General features: G+C 71.1%; 17 protein-coding genes. 10 read left to right on the top strand and 7 right to left on the bottom strand.

Annotated elements, in window-relative coordinates; all coding sequences use genetic code 11:
• The first annotated feature begins 16 nt into the window (after positions 1–16).
• The 6 genes from ACZ6TV_RS03790 to ACZ6TV_RS03765 are packed head-to-tail and all read left to right on the top strand — an operon-like array spanning position 17 to position 6565.
• Complete coding sequence (locus ACZ6TV_RS03790; protein ID WP_465295048.1) at positions 17–880, top strand: sugar transferase; 864 nt, start codon at positions 17–19, stop codon at positions 878–880.
• On the top strand, positions 877–2148 hold the full coding sequence (locus tag ACZ6TV_RS03785; RefSeq protein WP_465295046.1) for a glycosyltransferase family 4 protein: 1272 nt from the start codon (positions 877–879) through the stop codon (positions 2146–2148). The genes ACZ6TV_RS03790 and ACZ6TV_RS03785 overlap by 4 nt, the downstream gene beginning before the upstream one ends.
• 54 nt (positions 2149–2202) lie before the next feature.
• Positions 2203–3213, top strand: coding sequence for a hypothetical protein (locus ACZ6TV_RS03780; protein WP_465295044.1), 1011 nt, complete (start codon positions 2203–2205; stop codon positions 3211–3213).
• Entirely contained in the window at positions 3210–4700 is a 1491-nt protein-coding gene (locus ACZ6TV_RS03775; RefSeq protein ID WP_465295042.1) for an O-antigen ligase family protein, read from the top strand. Before ACZ6TV_RS03780 ends, ACZ6TV_RS03775 begins: the two co-directional genes overlap by 4 nt.
• Before the next feature lie 60 nt (positions 4701–4760).
• Positions 4761–5582: a glycosyltransferase gene (locus tag ACZ6TV_RS03770; protein ID WP_465295040.1), complete on the top strand. Its 822-nt coding sequence runs from the start codon at positions 4761–4763 to the stop codon at positions 5580–5582.
• A complete protein-coding gene (locus tag ACZ6TV_RS03765) occupies positions 5579–6565 on the top strand; it encodes a glycosyltransferase family 2 protein (RefSeq protein WP_465295038.1) in 987 nt (328 codons plus the stop codon). Before ACZ6TV_RS03770 ends, ACZ6TV_RS03765 begins: the two co-directional genes overlap by 4 nt.
• Before the next feature lie 198 nt (positions 6566–6763).
• Here ACZ6TV_RS03765 and ACZ6TV_RS03760 read toward each other — a convergent pair whose 3' ends face one another.
• The 6 genes from ACZ6TV_RS03760 to ACZ6TV_RS03735 form a co-directional block, all read right to left on the bottom strand.
• A complete protein-coding gene (locus tag ACZ6TV_RS03760; RefSeq protein WP_465296095.1) occupies positions 6764–7045 on the bottom strand; it encodes a hypothetical protein in 282 nt (93 codons plus the stop codon).
• A gap of 67 nt (positions 7046–7112) precedes the next feature.
• Positions 7113–8900 carry a 3-hydroxyacyl-CoA dehydrogenase family protein gene (locus ACZ6TV_RS03755; RefSeq protein WP_465295036.1) on the bottom strand — a complete coding sequence of 596 codons (1788 nt, stop codon included), beginning with the start codon at positions 8898–8900 and terminating at the stop codon, positions 7113–7115.
• 110 nt (positions 8901–9010) lie between these two features.
• Entirely contained in the window at positions 9011–9766 is a 756-nt protein-coding gene (locus ACZ6TV_RS03750) for a maleylpyruvate isomerase family mycothiol-dependent enzyme (protein ID WP_465295034.1), read from the bottom strand.
• 140 nt (positions 9767–9906) lie between these two features.
• Entirely contained in the window at positions 9907–10407 is a 501-nt protein-coding gene (locus ACZ6TV_RS03745) for a DUF456 domain-containing protein (protein WP_465295032.1), read from the bottom strand.
• 39 nt (positions 10408–10446) lie between these two features.
• Positions 10447–11430, bottom strand: coding sequence for an alpha/beta fold hydrolase (locus ACZ6TV_RS03740; protein WP_465295030.1), 984 nt, complete (start codon positions 11428–11430; stop codon positions 10447–10449).
• 30 nt (positions 11431–11460) lie between these two features.
• On the bottom strand, positions 11461–11877 hold the full coding sequence (locus tag ACZ6TV_RS03735) for a DUF7144 family membrane protein (protein ID WP_465295028.1): 417 nt from the start codon (positions 11875–11877) through the stop codon (positions 11461–11463).
• A gap of 133 nt (positions 11878–12010) precedes the next feature.
• Here ACZ6TV_RS03735 and ACZ6TV_RS03730 point away from each other — a divergent pair, with 133 nt between their 5' ends.
• The 3 genes from ACZ6TV_RS03730 to ACZ6TV_RS03720 all read left to right on the top strand — a co-directional run bounded on the left by ACZ6TV_RS03730 (position 12011) and on the right by ACZ6TV_RS03720 (position 13735).
• Positions 12011–12367, top strand: coding sequence for a DoxX family protein (locus ACZ6TV_RS03730; protein ID WP_465295026.1), 357 nt, complete (start codon positions 12011–12013; stop codon positions 12365–12367).
• Between the two features lie 33 nt (positions 12368–12400).
• Positions 12401–12901, top strand: a complete 501-nt coding sequence (locus ACZ6TV_RS03725; protein WP_465295024.1) for a MarR family winged helix-turn-helix transcriptional regulator — start codon at positions 12401–12403, stop codon at positions 12899–12901.
• A gap of 132 nt (positions 12902–13033) precedes the next feature.
• The gene (locus ACZ6TV_RS03720; RefSeq protein WP_465295022.1) at positions 13034–13735 is read left to right on the top strand and encodes an SDR family NAD(P)-dependent oxidoreductase; all 702 of its coding nucleotides are present in this window, start codon (positions 13034–13036) and stop codon (positions 13733–13735) included.
• On the opposite strand, the gene ACZ6TV_RS03715 is transcribed toward ACZ6TV_RS03720, so the two are convergent.
• Complete coding sequence (locus tag ACZ6TV_RS03715; protein ID WP_465295020.1) at positions 13732–14535, bottom strand: alpha/beta fold hydrolase; 804 nt, start codon at positions 14533–14535, stop codon at positions 13732–13734. The two genes, ACZ6TV_RS03720 and ACZ6TV_RS03715, sit on opposite strands and share 4 nt — an antisense overlap.
• A 102-nt stretch (positions 14536–14637) precedes the next feature.
• On the opposite strand from ACZ6TV_RS03715, the gene ACZ6TV_RS03710 reads away from it, so the two are divergent.
• The gene (locus ACZ6TV_RS03710; protein WP_465295018.1) at positions 14638–16143 is read left to right on the top strand and encodes an aldehyde dehydrogenase family protein; all 1506 of its coding nucleotides are present in this window, start codon (positions 14638–14640) and stop codon (positions 16141–16143) included.
• Positions 16144–16178: the final 35 nt, after the last annotated feature.

Raw genomic sequence — 16178 nt, 5'->3', positions numbered from 1 at the left:
TGAGGAGGTGTCGCCGTTGACCGCGCCACAGGCCGTCGACGCAACACTCAACGTCCCGTCGTCCGAAGTCCCGATCGAAGACGACACCCCGGACGACGCCACCGTCGTGATCTCGTCCCTACCGCAGCCCACGGCCGAGTCCGGCGTCGGTGACGACGCCACGGTCGAGATCCCGATGCCGCAGCGGGTGCTGCGCAAGGTCGGCAGCGGCTGGGGCCTCATCCAGGGACACCGGGAAGGGCGCTCGCTCATCCCGAAGCGGTCGCTGCGGCAGCTTGCCGAGGGGCTCGTCGCCCTGGCGATCCTGGCCGCGCTGTCGCCCGTGCTGCTCGTGGTCGCGCTGGCGGTCAAGTGGACCAGTGAGGGTCCGATGCTGTTCCGCCAGGAGCGGCTCGGCCTGCACCGCAGCACCTTCAAGATCATCAAGTTCCGCACGATGAGCAACAAGAACAGCGACGCGCAGCACCGCGAGTTCGTCAAGAAGATGCTCACCTCCGACGACGACGTCGACGGCGGCGAACAGGGCGTCTACAAGCTGGTCAACGACCCGCGGATCACGCCCATCGGCGGCTTCCTGCGGCGGACCAGCATCGACGAGCTGCCCCAGTTGTGGAACGTCGTGCGCGGCGAGATGTCGCTCGTCGGCCCGCGTCCCGTCCTGGCGTGGGAGGCGGACCTGTTCCCGCCGGAGGCGGAGCGGCGCTTCGCGGCCCGGCCCGGCATGACCGGCCTGTGGCAGGTGTCCGGCCGCAGCACCCTGGACTTCAAGGCCGCCCTCGAGCTCGACGTCGTCTACGTCGAGAAGAAGTCGGTCTGGTACGACATCACGATTCTCTGGCGGACCGTCGGGGTCGTCTTCAACCGATCGGTGGCACGGTGAAGGATTCGCGACTCCACGTCGTGATCGCGGTGGCGAATCTGCCGGTCGAACGCGACCGGCGGGTCATCCGCGAGGTCAAGGCCCTCGAAGCGGCCGGATACCGGGTGACGGTCATCTGTCCCCGCGGCCCGCAGAAGATCACCCAGGTCCCGGGGACCGTCGACGCCAAGGTGCGCTCGTACAAGATGTACGAGTCGTCCGGCGGCGCGGTGTCCTTCGCGATCGAGTTCGCCTGGTCCTTCGCGTGCATCGGCTGGCACATGCTGGCCGCTGTGATCCGCGACCGGGCCGTCGCCGCCCAGGTGTGCAACCCGCCGGACGTGTTCTTCCCCCTCGCGCTGCTCATGCGGATGCTGGGCCGGCCGTGGGTGTTCGACCACCACGACCTGTCCCCCGAGGTGTACCAGGCCCGCGGCGGCCGCCCCGGCTCCGTGCTGGACAGGATCCTGCTGCGCTTCGAGAAGTGGTCGCAGCGCGCCGCCTCGGCCGTCGTGTCGACCAACGAGTCCTACCGCGAGCTCGCGATCAGCCGCGGCGGCTGCGACCCGTCCCGGGTCGTCGTGGTCCGCAACGGCCCGTCGTCCGCCGAGGTCCGGCCCGTCGCCTCGGCCCCGGCCGACATCGACGACCACACCATCGTCTACCTCGGTGTCCTCGGCGCGCAGGACGGCGTCGACAACGCGATCCTGGCCGCCGAGCGGCTGGTCGACCTGCGCGGCCGGCTCGGCTGGCGCCTGGTCGTCGCCGGTGACGGCGAGTGCCTGGAGAGCCTCAAGGCGCTGACGGTCGAGCGCAAGCTCGAGGATGTCGTGGAGTTCACCGGCTGGCTCGGCGTCGAGGAGATCGACCGGCTGCTGCGCACCGCTTCCGTCGGATTGCAGCCAGATCCGCGCAGCGCGCACGCCGAGGTGTCGACAATGGCCAAGACCGTCGAATACCTCGCCCGGGGGCTCCCGGTCGTCGGCGTGGACATGCGGGAGACCCGGCGCAGCGCCGGCGATGCCGGGGTCTACGTCCCGAACGGCACCCCCGAGGAGTTCGCCGTCGCCCTGCACCGCCTGCTCGACGACCCGGTGGCCCGCGCGTCGATGCGCAATGTCGCGCTCGCACGGTTCCGCAATACCTTGGCCTGGGAACACCAGGCGGCGGCGTATGTCCGGCTATGGGATGAGTTGCTGTCCACCCGCCGGGAGAGGTACAAAGCGGGATCGGCGATCGTCCGGCAAGCCGCACCAGCAGACGTCAGTCAGGCAGAACAACGACAGTGATGAGCGCAATTACATACCGCCCGCCCGGCGACCGCGCTTGTGTGAGGGGATGACGTGGACCTCTGGGATCTCGCCAAGCTGATGGGTCGCCGCTGGTACCTGATGGCGCCGATGATCATCTTGACCCTTGCGGCGACCAGCTGGGCGCTGCTCACGATCAAACCCGACTACACATCGACCGGTCAGATCATGCTGATCCCGCCGGCCGACCGCACCCCGCTCACCCCGGCCGAGCTCCAGTCGACCAACACGTGGGTGGAGGTCGGTGAGGACATCATGGCCAAGGCCCTGTCGATCTCGCTGAACACCAACCAGACCCACAAGGAGATCGAGGGCGAAGGCTTCTCGACCACCTTCGAGGTGGCCGCCGAGGACCGCTCCAGCATCCTCACCGTGACCGCGACGGCCACCACGGCCGCGGCGGCCCAGGCGACGGTGCAGCGCATCCAGAAGCAGATCACCCGTGAGGTCGAGGAGATGCAGGCGCGCTACAAGCCCAAGGCGGGCCGCGCGATCAGCACCCAGGTCCTCGACGGCGGCGACACCATCGAGGTCGTCTCCTCCAAGGTCAAACGCGCCGCGGTCGTCATCATCGGCGTCGGTCTGCTGCTCACCGCGGCGGTGACCATCGTCGGCGACAACATCCTGCGCCGCCGGGCCAGGGCCCAGCTGCTGCGCCGTCAGCAGGGCGGCGACCTCGAGTCCGGCGACGACGCCGACGTCATCGCCGACACCGACCGGCTGCCGTCCGCCCGGACCAACGGCTCCGGTGGACCGGGCGGCGGCGGGGACGCCGTCGCGAAACAGGACGAGACCGCCGTGCTCAGCGTCGGCCGGATCAAGAGCACCGTCGCGTCCGGCAACGGCGGCAACAACAACGGCAACAACAACGGCAACGCCGCCGGGCCCGGTCTCACCGTGGCCTACCGGCAGGCCGAGATCGCCCCGGACGACGACCGCCGCGGGGTCGAGCCCGACGACGCCACGATCATCCTGCCCCTCGGCAACACCCCGTGGGCCGGCAGGGAAGGACGTGACAAGGACACAGAGGCGCGCAACCGTTGACCTCCAGCACCGTCGCCGGCGAGAGCCGCACGCGCCAGGCGCCACCCCAAGCGGTGGCGCCCGACGACCTGCGGATCTTCAAGCGCAAACCGAAGCGGAAGCGGGTCCAGGGCTACCGGCCCTCCCCCGACCTGCTGCCGGTCCTCGTCGACGAGCGGACCTACGCCTCCCGCCGCCGGCGCAGCCACATCGACGCCGCGTCGCTGCTGGTCCTGGTCGTCATCCTGATCCAGCTGCTGCCGTCCCGGCTCGTCGTGCCGGACCTGACCTCCGTCGGCCGTCCCGGCCTGCTCATCGGGCTCCTGCTCGCCGTCTGGTGGATGCTGTCCAAGCTGCACCCGCGCCTGGCGATGATCGGCCCACAGCCGATGCGCTGGGCGTTCGTGGTCTATGCGCTGACCCTGCTGCTGTCCTACGCGGCAGGACAGTTCCGCGGCCTGCCCGTGCTGGAGGCCAACTCCGCCGACCGCGCGCTGCTCGGCGCGCTCGCGTTCATGGGCATCGTGTTCATGACCGCCGACGGCGTGCCCACCCGTGACCGCCTCGACGACGTGCAACGGGTCCTGGTGTACTGCACCGGCATCAACGCCCTGCTCGGCATCATGCAGTTCATCACCAAGAAGGACCTGACCCAGAGCATCGTCATCCCGGGCCTGACCCTGCAGGGCGAGCTCGTCGGCCTCGCCGACCGCGGCGGCGGCGGTCTCATCCGGGTCGCCGGCACCACCGGCCACTTCATCGAGTTCAGCGTCGTCATGGCGTTCGCGGTGCCGCTGGGCATCCACTACGCCCGCTACGCCAAGACGAAGCTCGAGCGGCGCATCTTCCTCGTCGCCACGCTGGTGATCGCCGGCTCGATCCCCCTCGCCCTGTCCCGCACCGGCATCCTCGCCGTCGGCATCGCGCTGCTGTGCATGTGGCCCGCGTGGAACTGGCGCTTCCGCTTCAACGTCGCCGTCATCAGCGTCGGCCTGCTCGCCGTGCTGTCCGTGGTCCGGCCCGGCCTGCTCGGCACCCTGCGCTCCCTGTTCAGCAACGCCGAGGACGACCCCAGCATCAAGGGCCGCACCGACGACTACGCCATCGTCTTCCAGTACGCCTCCGAGCGGCCCTGGCTGGGCCGGGGCACCGGCACGTTCATCCCCGAGCTCTACCGCTACCTGGACAACCAGTGGCTGATGACGCTCATGAACAACGGCTACCTCGGCATCGCGGGGATGGTCGTCCTGCACTTCTCCGGCGTGTTCCTCGCGATCATCGCGTTCCGCCGGGCGGAGAACGAGGTCGACCGGCACCTGTGCGCGGCGATCTCGGCGGTGCCGCTCATCGCGGCCCTCACCGGCCTCACGTTCGACTCGTTCTCGTTCAGCACCTTCGTGGTCGTGCTCGCCCTGCAGCTCGGTGCCGCCGGCGCGATGTGGCGCTTCACGCACCCGGCCCGCACCACCCGCGGCGCCGCCGTAGGCGCACTGCAGAAGCAGCGATAACCCCTTCCTGGAGCGTCCGGTGATCTGCGTCGTCCCGCCCCGCCCCGAACGGAGCCCCTGGTGATCTCTGTCGTCATCGCCGCGCACAACGAGGCGGCGGTCATCGGACGCTGCCTCGACGGCATCCTCGCCCCCGACATCGACATCACCGTCGTCGCCAACGGCTGCAGCGACGACACGGCCGCCATCGCCGCCCGCCGGCCCGGGGTCCGGGTGATCGACCGCCCCGAGCCGGGCAAGTCGGGCGCCCTGAACGCCGGCGACGCGGTCGCGGTCGGCTTCCCCCGCATCTACCTCGACGCCGACATCCCGCTGACCGCCGCGGACCTGCGGACCCTGGCGGGCTTCCTGGCCGGCACACCCGGCCTGCTCGCCGCGACCGCGCACCGGGCCCTGGACACCCGCGGCCGCCCGCTGGCCGTGAAGGCGCACAGCGCGATCAACGGCCGGCTCCCCGCGTACCGCGACGCGCTCTACGGCCGCGGCGTCATCGCGCTGTCCGAGGCGGGCCGCGCCAGGTTCGACACCTTCCCCGAGGTCGTCGCCGACGACCTCTTCCTCGACGGGCTCTTCGGCCCCGGCGAGAAGGCCGAGACACCCGCCGTCGTCGCCGTCGTCGAGACGCCACGGCGCACTTCGGACCTTGTGAAGCGTTTGGCCAGGGTACGAGCGGGTAGCGCCGCCCTGCGCGCCGCAGGTGCCGCCCGCCCAGCGGCGCGCTCCTCGTGGTTGCGCGACGTCGTGCTCCCCCGGCCCTGGCTCCTGCCGGCGGCCGTGGGCTACGTCGCGCTCACCGTCGCCGCGTCGCGCGCCGCCCGCCGCCGCGACGTCGGCTGGGGCCACGACACGTCCACCCGCGGAACAGTCGGAGCACAACAGTGAGCCTTGAGCCAGTCGTCAGCGTCGTCCTCGTCTCGTACAACACCCGCGAGCTGACGCTCAAGAACCTCGCGGGCCTGCAGGCGGGCACCGCCGTGCCGATCGAGATCATCGTGGTCGACAACGCGTCGACCGACAACTCCGCCGCCGCGATCGAGCACGCCTACCCGGAGGTCCGGGTCCTGCACCAGCCGGTCAACCTCGGCTTCGGCAACGCCGTCAACCTCGGCGCCGCACACGCCACCGGCCGCTGGATCCTGCTCATCAACCCCGACACCGAACCCATCGGCGACGTGATCCGCACCCTCGTCGAGTACGCCGGCAGCCACCCGACGAACCGGATCTACACCGGCCGCACGCTGCGCGCCGACCACACCGACGACGGCCACTCCGTCCACGCGCTACCCAGCCTGTGGGGCTACGTCTGCTTCGCGACCGCGCTGTCCTCGCTGCGCCGCAGGTCGCCGCTGTTCAACCCCGACGAGCTGCCCGGCCTGGACCGCGCCATCGGCGGCGAGGTGCCGGCCGTGTCCGGTTGCCTGCTGCTGATCGACCGGCCGCTGTGGGAGCAGCTCGGCGGCTTCACCCCCGACTACTTCATGTACAGCGAGGACATCGACCTCAGCGCCCGCGCCCGCGACCTGGGCGCCCGCCCCGTCCTCGTGCCCGAGGCCCAGCTCCTGCACGTCGGCGGCGCCGCCTCCAGCACGGTCAACAAGCGCATCATGGTCCTGCGCGGCAAGACCACCTTCATCCGCCTGCGCTGGTCCCCCGGCCGCGCCAGGCTCGCCCTCCTGCTCATCTCCGCCGGCGTCCTGCTCCGCGCCATCCCCGGCGCGGGCTGGCGCGACGTGTGGCGCCAGCGGGCGACGTGGCTGACCGGCTGGCCCGCCCCGACCGCCTCCGTGCACATCCCCGCGCCTTCGTTGCCCGCCCCGATCTCGGCCGTCCCGGCGGACTTGGAGTCGGACCAGCCCACCCGCTGAACCGCTTCCCAATTCGCCGATTTCCCGATCGGCGTCACGTGCGCGGCGCACCGTAAGACGTTGAGGTGGACGCGATCTTTCTCACCGTAGCATTCCCGAAAAAACAATCATGGGCTTCGTAACCGGCCCATTGCGGTGCGTCATACGGCCAGGCCATCCGCGCTTCGGCCGTGCTGAAAGCGGGCGACCGGCACGCCGTCAGCCGTAGCGGGGGGCGCTGCGGCTGCGCTGGACGTTGGGCATGCGCCGTTCGCGGCCGCGCCAGCAGCCGGTGTGCCAGTGCCGCCGGTCGCCGAGGTCGCCGCGGCCGTCGGCCGGCCAGGCCACCAAGTGTGGCACGCCCGGGGCGATCTCGTGGTCGCAGCCCGGGCACCGGTACGCCTTCACCGCGGCGCTCGCCGGGATGTTGCGCACCTGCCACTCGCCGTCGCTCCACGTCTGCACGCCTTCGACGCCGCGCTTGACCCGTTCGAGGTCGATCGGCTCAGGTGCGGCGTCGCGACGGGGGTGGTTGCGACGAGGGCTCACCGTTCCAGCGTACCGATGATCACCGTTTCGAGTAGTCGCGGAATCCCCGGCCGACCTTCCGGCCCAGGTATCCCGCGGTCACCAGGTGCTCCAGCAGGGGCGCCGGGGCGAAGCCGGGCTCGCGCAGCTCCAGATACAGCTCCCGCTGGATCGCGAGCGAGACGTCCAGGCCGACGACGTCGAGCAGCTCGAACGGCCCCATCGGGTATCCGCAGCCGAGCTTCATCGCGTAGTCGATGTCGTCCGCGGTCGAGTAGGACGCCTCGACCATCTTCACCGCGTCGTTGAGATACGGGAACAGCAGCGCGTTGACCACGAACCCGGACCGGTCCGAGCACACCACCGCGTGCTTGGCGAGGGCCCGGCACACGGCGGTCGCCGTCGCCACCGTCGCGTCGGACGTGCGGATCGTGCGGACCACCTCGACCAGGCCCATGACGGGCGCCGGGTTGAAGAAGTGCAGCCCCACCACGTCGGCGGGCCGCTCGGTCGCCACCGCGCACTCGATGACCGGCAGGCTCGACGTCGTCGTGGCGAGCACGACGCCCGGCTTGCAGATCTCGTCGAGCGACGCGAACAGCGCCTTCTTCACCGACAGCTCCTCGACCACCGCCTCGACCACCAGGTCGGCGTCGGAGAGGTGCTCGAGCGTCGCCGACCAGGTGACCCGCCCGATCGCGGCGTCCCGGTCCTGCTCGGTGAGCTTGCCGCGCACGACGCCCTTGTTGAGCGACGTCTTGAGCCGCTCGCACACCTTCGCGGACTTCTCCGCCCCGCGGGTCACCGAGACGACCTCGAACCCGGCCTTGGCGAACACCTCGATGATGCCTGTGGCCATCGTGCCGGAGCCGACCACGCCGACCTTCGCGACGCTCTGCGCGGCCTGGCCGGCGTCGGCGTCCTTCGACGGCGTGAGCTCGTCGGGCACGACGACCGGCGAGCCCGGCTTCTCGTACGAATAGAATCCCCGGCCCGACTTCCGCCCGAGCAGCCCTGCGGTCACCATCTGCTTGATCAGCGGCACCGGGGCGTGCCTGCGGTCGCGGCCGCCGCGCCGATACATCGTGTCGAGGATCTCGTACGCCGTGTCGAGCCCGATCAGGTCCATCAGCGCGAGCGGCCCCATCGGCAGCCCGCAGCCGAGCTTCATGGCGGCGTCGATGTCCTCGCGGGTCGCGTATTTCGCCTCGACCATGGACACGGCCTGGTTGAGATACCCGAACAGCAGCGCGTTGGCGATGAAGCCGGCCCGGTCCGTGATCGTCACGTCCACCTTGCCGAGGCGCTCGCACAGCGCCTCGATGTCCGCCACCACGTCCTGCGAGGTGACGACCGTCCGGACCACCTCGACCAGCTTCATGATCGGGGCGGGGTTGAAGAAGTGCATGCCGATGACCTGGTTCGGCCGGCCGGTCGCCACCGAGATCTCGGTGACCGACAGGCTGGACGTGTTGGTCGCGAGGATCGCCTCGGGCTTGCAGACCCGGTCGAGCTCGGCGAAGATCCGCTGCTTGAGGTCCAGGTGCTCGGGCACCGCCTCGATCACCAGGTCCACCTCGTGCAGCGCGTCCAGCCCGACGGCGAACGTCACCCGGCCCAGCAGCGCGTCCCGGTCGTCCGCGGAGAGCTTGCCCTTCGCGACGGCCCTGTCCAGCGACCCGCGCATCGTCGTCTCGCCCCGGTGCAGCGCGACGTCGCTGATCTCGACCGCGGTCACCGCCAGCCCGCTGCGCGCGAAGACCTCGACGATGCCGGCGCCCATGGTGCCCAGCCCGACCACACCCACGGAACCAAACTCGCGCGCCATCGCACGACCTCCCTAACGACCGCTCAGGTTACTGGCGAGTCTCCCACGCCGACCCCTCCTCACGCCCTGTGGGATATCTGGCTCTCCTCGCCGCGGCGGCGGGCGGAGGCTCAGGTCCAGCGGATGGTGGCCTGCTCGCGCCAGAGGGACAGGACGGACGCGTCGCCGTGGACGTGGAGGTCGGTGGTGGTGCGTCGATTCCACAGGGCCAGATACAGGTCGCTGGCGGGGCCCCGCAGGGTGCAGTCGGCGGTGGCGGGGGCGCCGCGGGAGATCTCGGAGCCGGTGGGGCCCATGCGGACGGTCCAGGAGTGGGGTGCGTCGGCGGCCTCGACGGCGAGGACGGCGGGCTGGTCGGTGCGCAGCCGGCGGCCGCGGCTGGCATAGAAGGCCATGAGCAGCTCGTCGATGCCGTCGACGCCGAGGTCGCGGTCGACGCCGTCGGGCTGGCCCACGGCGGCGCGGAGGTCGGCGCGGTGGATGATCGTCTCGTGGGCCTGGCGGCGGGCCCAGAAGGCCAGGGGTGAGTCGGCGGGGAGGAAGTGCCAGCAGGTCAGGTCGGTGGGGGCGGCGCGGAGCTGGTCGACGAGGGCGAGGTGGCCGGCCTGGAACCACGCGACGAGGTCGGGGTCGGCGGGCATGGGGCCGACGGCGTGCTCCTCCTCGTCGTCGGTGAGGACGGCGGGACGCGCGTCGCGGACATAGGCCGTCGCCCAGCGGTGGACATAGCCCACGTGCTGGACCAGGTCGCGGACCGTCCAGTCGGGGCAGGTCGGCACGGGGGCGTCGAGGCCCGCCTTCTCCGCCGCGTCGACGAAGTCGAGCCCGGCACGCTCCAGCGCATCGATGTGCTGCCCGATTTCCATGCCGACATGTTAAGGCGTGTTCGGTCAGTGGATGCCGGGCTGCGGCGGGCCCAGGCGCCGCCTGGAACCACGCCGGGACCTCGCCTCGCTCCGACCCCACTGACCAAACACGCCTTAAGCCGACCCACCGACAAAAACTGTCAGGCGGCGAGCAGCCCGCCGACCCAGATCCCGGCGATGATGAAGGCGGTGGCGAGCTCGATCAGCATCGAGACGCCGGCGGCCTTGAGGGCGTGCTTGGTCGACTGCCAGGCGAGGCCGTTGTCCTTCTGGCGGATGCGCTCGACGATGAAGACGCCGAGGACGAAGCCGATCACGAGGCCGACGACCGGGATCAGGAAGAAGCCGATGATGCCCAGGACGCCGCCGAGGAACAGGGTCAGGTTGGGCACGCCGGCGCGCTTGAGGTTGCGGCCGGGGACGAGGTACTTCCCGGCGAAGCCGAGGCCGAGCACGACGGTGGCCGCGGCCGCGACGGTCCAGCCGATGGCGCCGTGACCGCCGAAGACGGCCCACACCATGACCCCGGCCCAGCACAGCAGCAGGCCGGGGAGCATGGGGATCACGACGCCGAGGATGCCGATCAGCACCGCGGCGCCGGAGATGAAGGCCACGAGCCCGGAGCTGTCCGTCACATTCACGATGATCAGGCTAGGCGGCGGCGACCACCGGCGCCAGCGCTACACGGAGGCCACGACCGAGGCGAGCGCCGCGGCGAAGTCGGCCGCCCGTTCCACGTGCGGGGAGTGGCCGCAGCCTTCGTAGACGATTTCGGTGTACGGCCCGTACGCGCTCAGCACGGCCCTGGTCTGCCCGATCATCGGCTGCGGCGGGCAGGCCTCCTCGCCGGGCCAGCCGGGGACGAGGCCGAGCTTGCCGAGCTGCGCGAGGTCGAAGAACGAGGCGTCGGACACGATCGCGTCCTGGTCGCCGCGGATCCAGGTGATCGGGGGCTTGACCGGCAGGTCGACGATGCCTGCGAGGTTGAGCCAGCGCGGTGACAGGGTGTTGAGCACGCCGAGTTCGCCGGGTCCGACGCCGGGCCAGTTGTCGCTGGTGGAGCCGGTGCCCGGGTAGTTCGAGGTGCCGACGGCGGTGCTGAGCATGGTGTCCAGGAGCAGTTCCTCGTCGTCGCCGAGGGACGACGGGTCGGCGACGTAGAAGGCGCGCATCACGTTGCGCGGGGAGGCCTGCTCGTCGGTGCCGCGGTCGGCGGCCGCCAGGAGCCGCACGAAGTCCGGATTGGCCGATCCTCCGCCGGTACCGGCGAAGTCCGGCGTGGTCGCGGTGCCGGCGAGGTCGCGGGTACCGCCGAAGCCATACGGGGAGACGGGCGCCTCCAGTACCAGCGCGGCGATCGACGCGGGGTGGTCCAGCAGCAGCTGCAGCGCGACCCCGCCGCCCAGCGAGTGGCCGACGACGACCGGCGGCCGGTCGAACCCGAGCAGCAGCGGCACGAGGTCGTCGGCGAAGTCGCGGACGCCGCGGGTGGCGTCGACGGGGAGGGTGGGGCTGGCGCCGTACCCCCGCAGGTCCGGCGCGACGATCCGCCAGTCCTGCGGCAGGTGACGCAGCAGGGGCTCCCAGAACCCGGACGACGAGCAGTTGCCGTGGATGAGCAGGACCGGGGGGCCGTCGAGCGGGCCACGGGTGGTGACGTGCATCACCGCATCGTGGCACCCCCGATTTGCCCGTCACATGGTGTCGGCCCACATGTTCCGGTCGTATTTCGTGAGGGCCCAGATGACTGCGATGTCGGCCGCGATGATGAGCATCGACCACAGCGGGTAGTACGGCAGGAACAGGAAGTTGGCGACCGCGCTGATCGCGGCGAGGACGATGCCGAGGACCCGGGCCCATACCTGGCCCGCGAGCACTCCGACGCCGCCGGCGGCGACCACCACGCCGAGCGCCAGGTGGATCCAGCCCCAGGTCTGGACGCCGAAGCCGAAGAGGTAGTTGTCGGTGAGCACGTAGAAGGTGCGTTCGAAGATCGCCGTCAGGCCGACGACGATCTGGAAGATGCCGATGACGACCATCATGCTGCCGCCGAAGACGGCGAAGCCGGTGACCCAGCTGGATTGGCGTCCCGTTGGCGTTGTCGCACTCATGCGGCCCACCGTGGGCCGCCCGGAGGTGAACCCCACTCACCCGCCGGGGATGCAAGAACTCAGTGCTTGACGCTTCAAGTACCAGCGCCGCATCATCTACTTGAAGATTCAAACACCTAGGGAGACGACGACCATGAACATCGTGCTGTGGGTCCTGCAGGGCCTGCTCGGCGCCGCCTTCATCGCCGCCGGGCTGATGAAGGCGACCCAGCCGAAGGAGAAGCTGCCCGCGAACATGACGTGGACCCAGCGGTACGGCGCCGGGACCATCAAGTTCATCGGCGTCATGGAGCTGCTCGGCGGCCTCGGCCTGATCCTGCCGTGGGCGACCGGCATCGCGCCCGTGCTGACCCCGGTCGCCGCCGTCGGCCTGCTCGTCATCATGCTGCTCGCGGTCGTCGACCACGTGCGCGCCAAGGAGTACGGCGTGATCCCGGTCAACCTGGTGCTCGGCGCGATCGCGCTGGTCATCGCGATCGGCCGGTTCTGACAAAAGGGCACCGCGGAAGGCACCATGGACTGCATGAACGACGAGACACGATGGCTGGACGACACCGAGCGGCGCGCTTGGATGTCGCTGCTGGCCGTCGTGCTCGTCGGGTTCCCGGAGCTGGAGCGCACGTTCCGCCCGCACGGCCTGGTGCACGTGGAGTACGGGCTGCTCGCGGCGCTGAGCGGCGAGAACGAGGGGCTGCGCCTGTCGGAGCTCGCGGCGCAGATGAACATGTCGCAGAGCCGGCTCAGCCACCGCATGCGCAAGCTCGTCGACCTCGGCTACGTCGAGGTCACCGGCGACGCGTGCGACGGGCGGGTCAGCATCGCCAGGGTCACCGTGGCGGGCCGCCGCTTCGCCGAGGAGGTCGCCCCCGCCCATCTCGCCGACGTGCGGCGGCTCATCTTCGACCACCTCGACGAGGCCCAGACGCGGGCGCTCGCCGACGCGCTCGGCGCGGTCGCCGACAACCTCGGCTCCAGTTGCCCCGGTGCTCCCAAGGGCCCGCCGGCACCGAAGGCACGCGACTGAGGGGCTTCGCGCCGGTCGTACACCTGCCGCCGAAATCACACCGGGTGACCGTGCGGTGCAAGCGGAAAGCCGTCACAGCATCGGGACCGGAGAGCCTGTCGGCGCGCGGCCGGACAGGAATAGAGTGACCGCATGCGTGCCGTCGTGATCACTGGAGTGTCCCGCGGCCTGGGCGCCGCCCTCTTCGATGTGTGCAACGCGCGCGGTGACCGGATCCTGGCGGTCGGCCGGCATTTCAGTCCCGAGCAGCACCAGGGTCGCGACGACCGGCCCGGTGACATCACGCTCTTCTCGACCGACGTCGCCGACGCGCACTGGCTGCCCGACCACGACACGCTGCGCGGCTTCCTGCGCGACGCGGACGAGGCGGTGCTGCTGCACAACGCCGCCGTCGTCGAGCCGATCGGCGCCGTCGGCAAGCTCAGCACCGAGGCGATCACGCACGCGATCGCCGTCAACCTGACCGCGCCGGTGGTGCTGACCAACAGCTTCCTGCGCGCGGCACCCCGCGACGCGCGGCTGCGGCTGCTCTTCATCTCCTCCGGCGCCGCGCACCGGATCATCGACGGCTGGTCGCTGTACTGCACCACGAAGGCCGGCGGCGAGACGTTCTTCGAGGCGGTCGCCTCGCAGGTCGCCGACGACGAGCGGATCACCGTCGCCAGCGTCGACCCCGGGCAGATGGACACCGGCATGCAGGGCAACATCCGCCGCGCCGCCGCCTCGGGCAGCTACTTCCCGGGCCAGCAGCGGTGGATCGACGCGCACGCCGAGGGACGGCTCGCCGACCCGATGACCGTCGCCGAGCGGATCCTCAAGGAGCACGCCCCCTAGCCGAGGACCTCGCGCAGGCGGGGGGCGAAGGCGGCGGGGTCGCCGTGGCCGCCGTGCCCGCCGGGGAACCGCACGACCTCGACCCCGAGCCGGTCCGCGAGCTCCACGCCGACGCGATGCGGCGGCTCACCGGCGCTGGCCGCGCCGACCGCCGGCACGACCCGGGTCGGTCCGGCGCGCAGCGAGTCGAGGTCGGGCACCCAGACGCCGAAGGCCGGGACCTCGTAGCCGATGAAGAACGGCAGGTTGCCCTGCATCCGCGCCATGAACTCCTCCGCCTGCGGCGCGGCCTCCTCCTGCGCCATCCCCAGGCCCGCGCCGAAGACACCCATCGCCGCGCCCCAGCCGTCGCGGTGGAACGTCGCCTCCACCTCGCGCATCAGGTCGCGCCAGCGGGTGGCGTCGGCGAGCAGCTCGAACGCGGGAGGCTCGTGCGCCACCGCCGTGCGGACCAGCTCGGGGTGCCGGGCGGCGAGCTCCAGGGCGATCTCGGCGCCCGAGCTGTTGCCGAACACGTCGGCCGGCTCGTCCTCGGTGACGCCGGCGGCGGCGAGCAGCCGGTACGCGTCGTCGGCGTGCTCCTCGACCGACTGCACCGCGGGCGGCCCGTCCAGCGGGCTGCGGGAGTTGCCCCGCCGGTCGTAGGTGACGACGGTACGGTCCTCCGCGAGCGCCTCGGCGAGGCCGGCGAAGCCCTCCGCGTCGTACACGCCGCCGCAGATCAGCAGCAGGACCGGGCCGTTGCCGCGGACCTCGTAGCGCAGGGTGGCCCCGGGCACCTTGAGCGTTTCGACCTTCATGACTCCTCCTTGTGGCAGCTGCCCGATGGTCGTCGCGGCGCCGGCGCTCTCGACATGGATTCGGGGCTACTCGTGAGTAATTTCCAGGTTTACACTCGCGCCATGACCGCCACGCGAACTCCCGGCGTCCCCGCCATCGACGAGGGCTCGCTGATCTCGACCAGCCCCGCCAGCGGCGAGGAGGTCGGCCGCTTCCCCGTGGCCTCCCCCGATCATGTCACCGACACGGTCCGCCGGGCCCGGGACGCGGCCGGTTGGTGGGCAGGACTCGGTTTCGCCGGCCGCCGCAAGCGGCTGCTCGCCTTCCGCAGCGTGCTGACCAACCGCCTGGAGGAGCTCGCCGAGCTGATGCACCGCGAGGGCGGCAAGCCCACCGCGGACGCGCTCGTCGAGGCGATCGGCGCGATCGACCACGTCGCCTGGGCCGCGCACCACGCCCGGAAGGTCCTCGGCCGGCGCCGGGTCGGCTCGTCGATCCTGCTCACCGAGCACAGCTCCTACCTGGAATACCTCCCGTTCGGCGTGATCGGCGTCATCGGACCCTGGAACTACCCGGTGCTCACACCGATGGGTTCCATCGCGTACGCCCTCGCGGCCGGCAACGCCGTGGTGTTCAAGCCGAGCGAGTACACCCCCGCGGTCGGCCAGTGGCTGGTCGACCGTTTCGCCGAGGTGGTGCCCGAGCACCCGGTCCTGCAGATCGTGCACGGCATGGGCGACGTCGGCGGGGCGCTGTGCCGCTCCGGGGTCGACAAGATCGCCTTCACCGGCTCGACCGCGACCGGCAAGAAGGTCATGGCCGCCGCCGCCGAGTCCCTCACCCCGGTCCTGCTCGAGTGCGGCGGCAAGGACGCCATGATCGTCGCCGCCGACGCGGACCTCGACGCCGCCGCCGACGCCTGCGTCTGGGGCGGCCTGACCAACGCCGGTCAGACCTGCGTCGGCATCGAGCGGGTGTACGTGGCGGACCGCGTCTACGACGAGTTCCTCGGCCGCGTGGTGGCCCGCGCGGCGAAGCTCACCGTCGGCGAGGAGGGCACCGCCGACATCGGCCCCATCACCATGCCCTCGCAGATCGACATCATCCGCCGGCACATCGAGGACGCGCTGACCCGCGGCGGCCGCGCGGTGCTGGGCGGCGCCGAGGCGGTCCGGCCGCCCTTCGTCAGCCCCACGATCCTCGTCGACGTGCCGGAGGACGCCGCCGCCGTGCAGGAGGAGACGTTCGGGCCGACGCTCACCGTCGCCCGGGTCAAGGACGCCGACGAGGCCGTCACCCTGGCCAACGGCACCGGCTACGGCCTGGGCGGCGCCATCTTCTCCAAGTCCCGCGGCCTGGAACTGGCCCGCCGCGTCCGCTCAGGCATGACCTCGGTCAACTCGGCCCTGACCTTCGCCGGCATGCCGTCGCTGCCGTTCGGCGGTGTGGGCGGGTCGGGCTTCGGGCGCATCCACGGCGAGGACGGCCTGCGCGAGTTCACCAAGGCCAAGGCCATCGTGAAGCGCCGCGCCCCGACCCTGCTGCCCACCATGACCTTCGACCGCACCCCGAAGTCCATGGCCCAGGTCCTGAAGATCATCAAACTCGTCCACGGCCGCTCCAAGTAACCCGCCCCACAACCCCAGCCACGCGGTCCACCCCA

It is taken from the genome of Dactylosporangium sp. NPDC051087, from assembly GCF_055586325.1.
Note: the sequence above shows the minus strand (reverse complement) of the source record. Positions and strands in the feature narration are given on the sequence as shown.

What these genes read in the sequence shown, in the direction of transcription:
- ACZ6TV_RS03710 (WP_465295018.1), top strand. Translation starts at nt 14,638, where the DNA reads ATGACCGCCACGCGAACTCCCGGCGTCCCCGCCATCGACGAGGGCTCG.
- ACZ6TV_RS03740 (WP_465295030.1), bottom strand. Translation starts at nt 11,430, where the DNA reads ATGCACGTCACCACCCGTGGCCCGCTCGACGGCCCCCCGGTCCTGCTC.
- ACZ6TV_RS03715 (WP_465295020.1), bottom strand. Translation starts at nt 14,535, where the DNA reads ATGAAGGTCGAAACGCTCAAGGTGCCCGGGGCCACCCTGCGCTACGAG.
- ACZ6TV_RS03730 (WP_465295026.1), top strand. Translation starts at nt 12,011, where the DNA reads ATGAACATCGTGCTGTGGGTCCTGCAGGGCCTGCTCGGCGCCGCCTTC.
- ACZ6TV_RS03735 (WP_465295028.1), bottom strand. Translation starts at nt 11,877, where the DNA reads ATGAGTGCGACAACGCCAACGGGACGCCAATCCAGCTGGGTCACCGGC.
- ACZ6TV_RS03720 (WP_465295022.1), top strand. Translation starts at nt 13,034, where the DNA reads ATGCGTGCCGTCGTGATCACTGGAGTGTCCCGCGGCCTGGGCGCCGCC.
- ACZ6TV_RS03725 (WP_465295024.1), top strand. Translation starts at nt 12,401, where the DNA reads ATGAACGACGAGACACGATGGCTGGACGACACCGAGCGGCGCGCTTGG.
- ACZ6TV_RS03755 (WP_465295036.1), bottom strand. Translation starts at nt 8,900, where the DNA reads ATGGCGCGCGAGTTTGGTTCCGTGGGTGTGGTCGGGCTGGGCACCATG.
- ACZ6TV_RS03750 (WP_465295034.1), bottom strand. Translation starts at nt 9,766, where the DNA reads ATGGAAATCGGGCAGCACATCGATGCGCTGGAGCGTGCCGGGCTCGAC.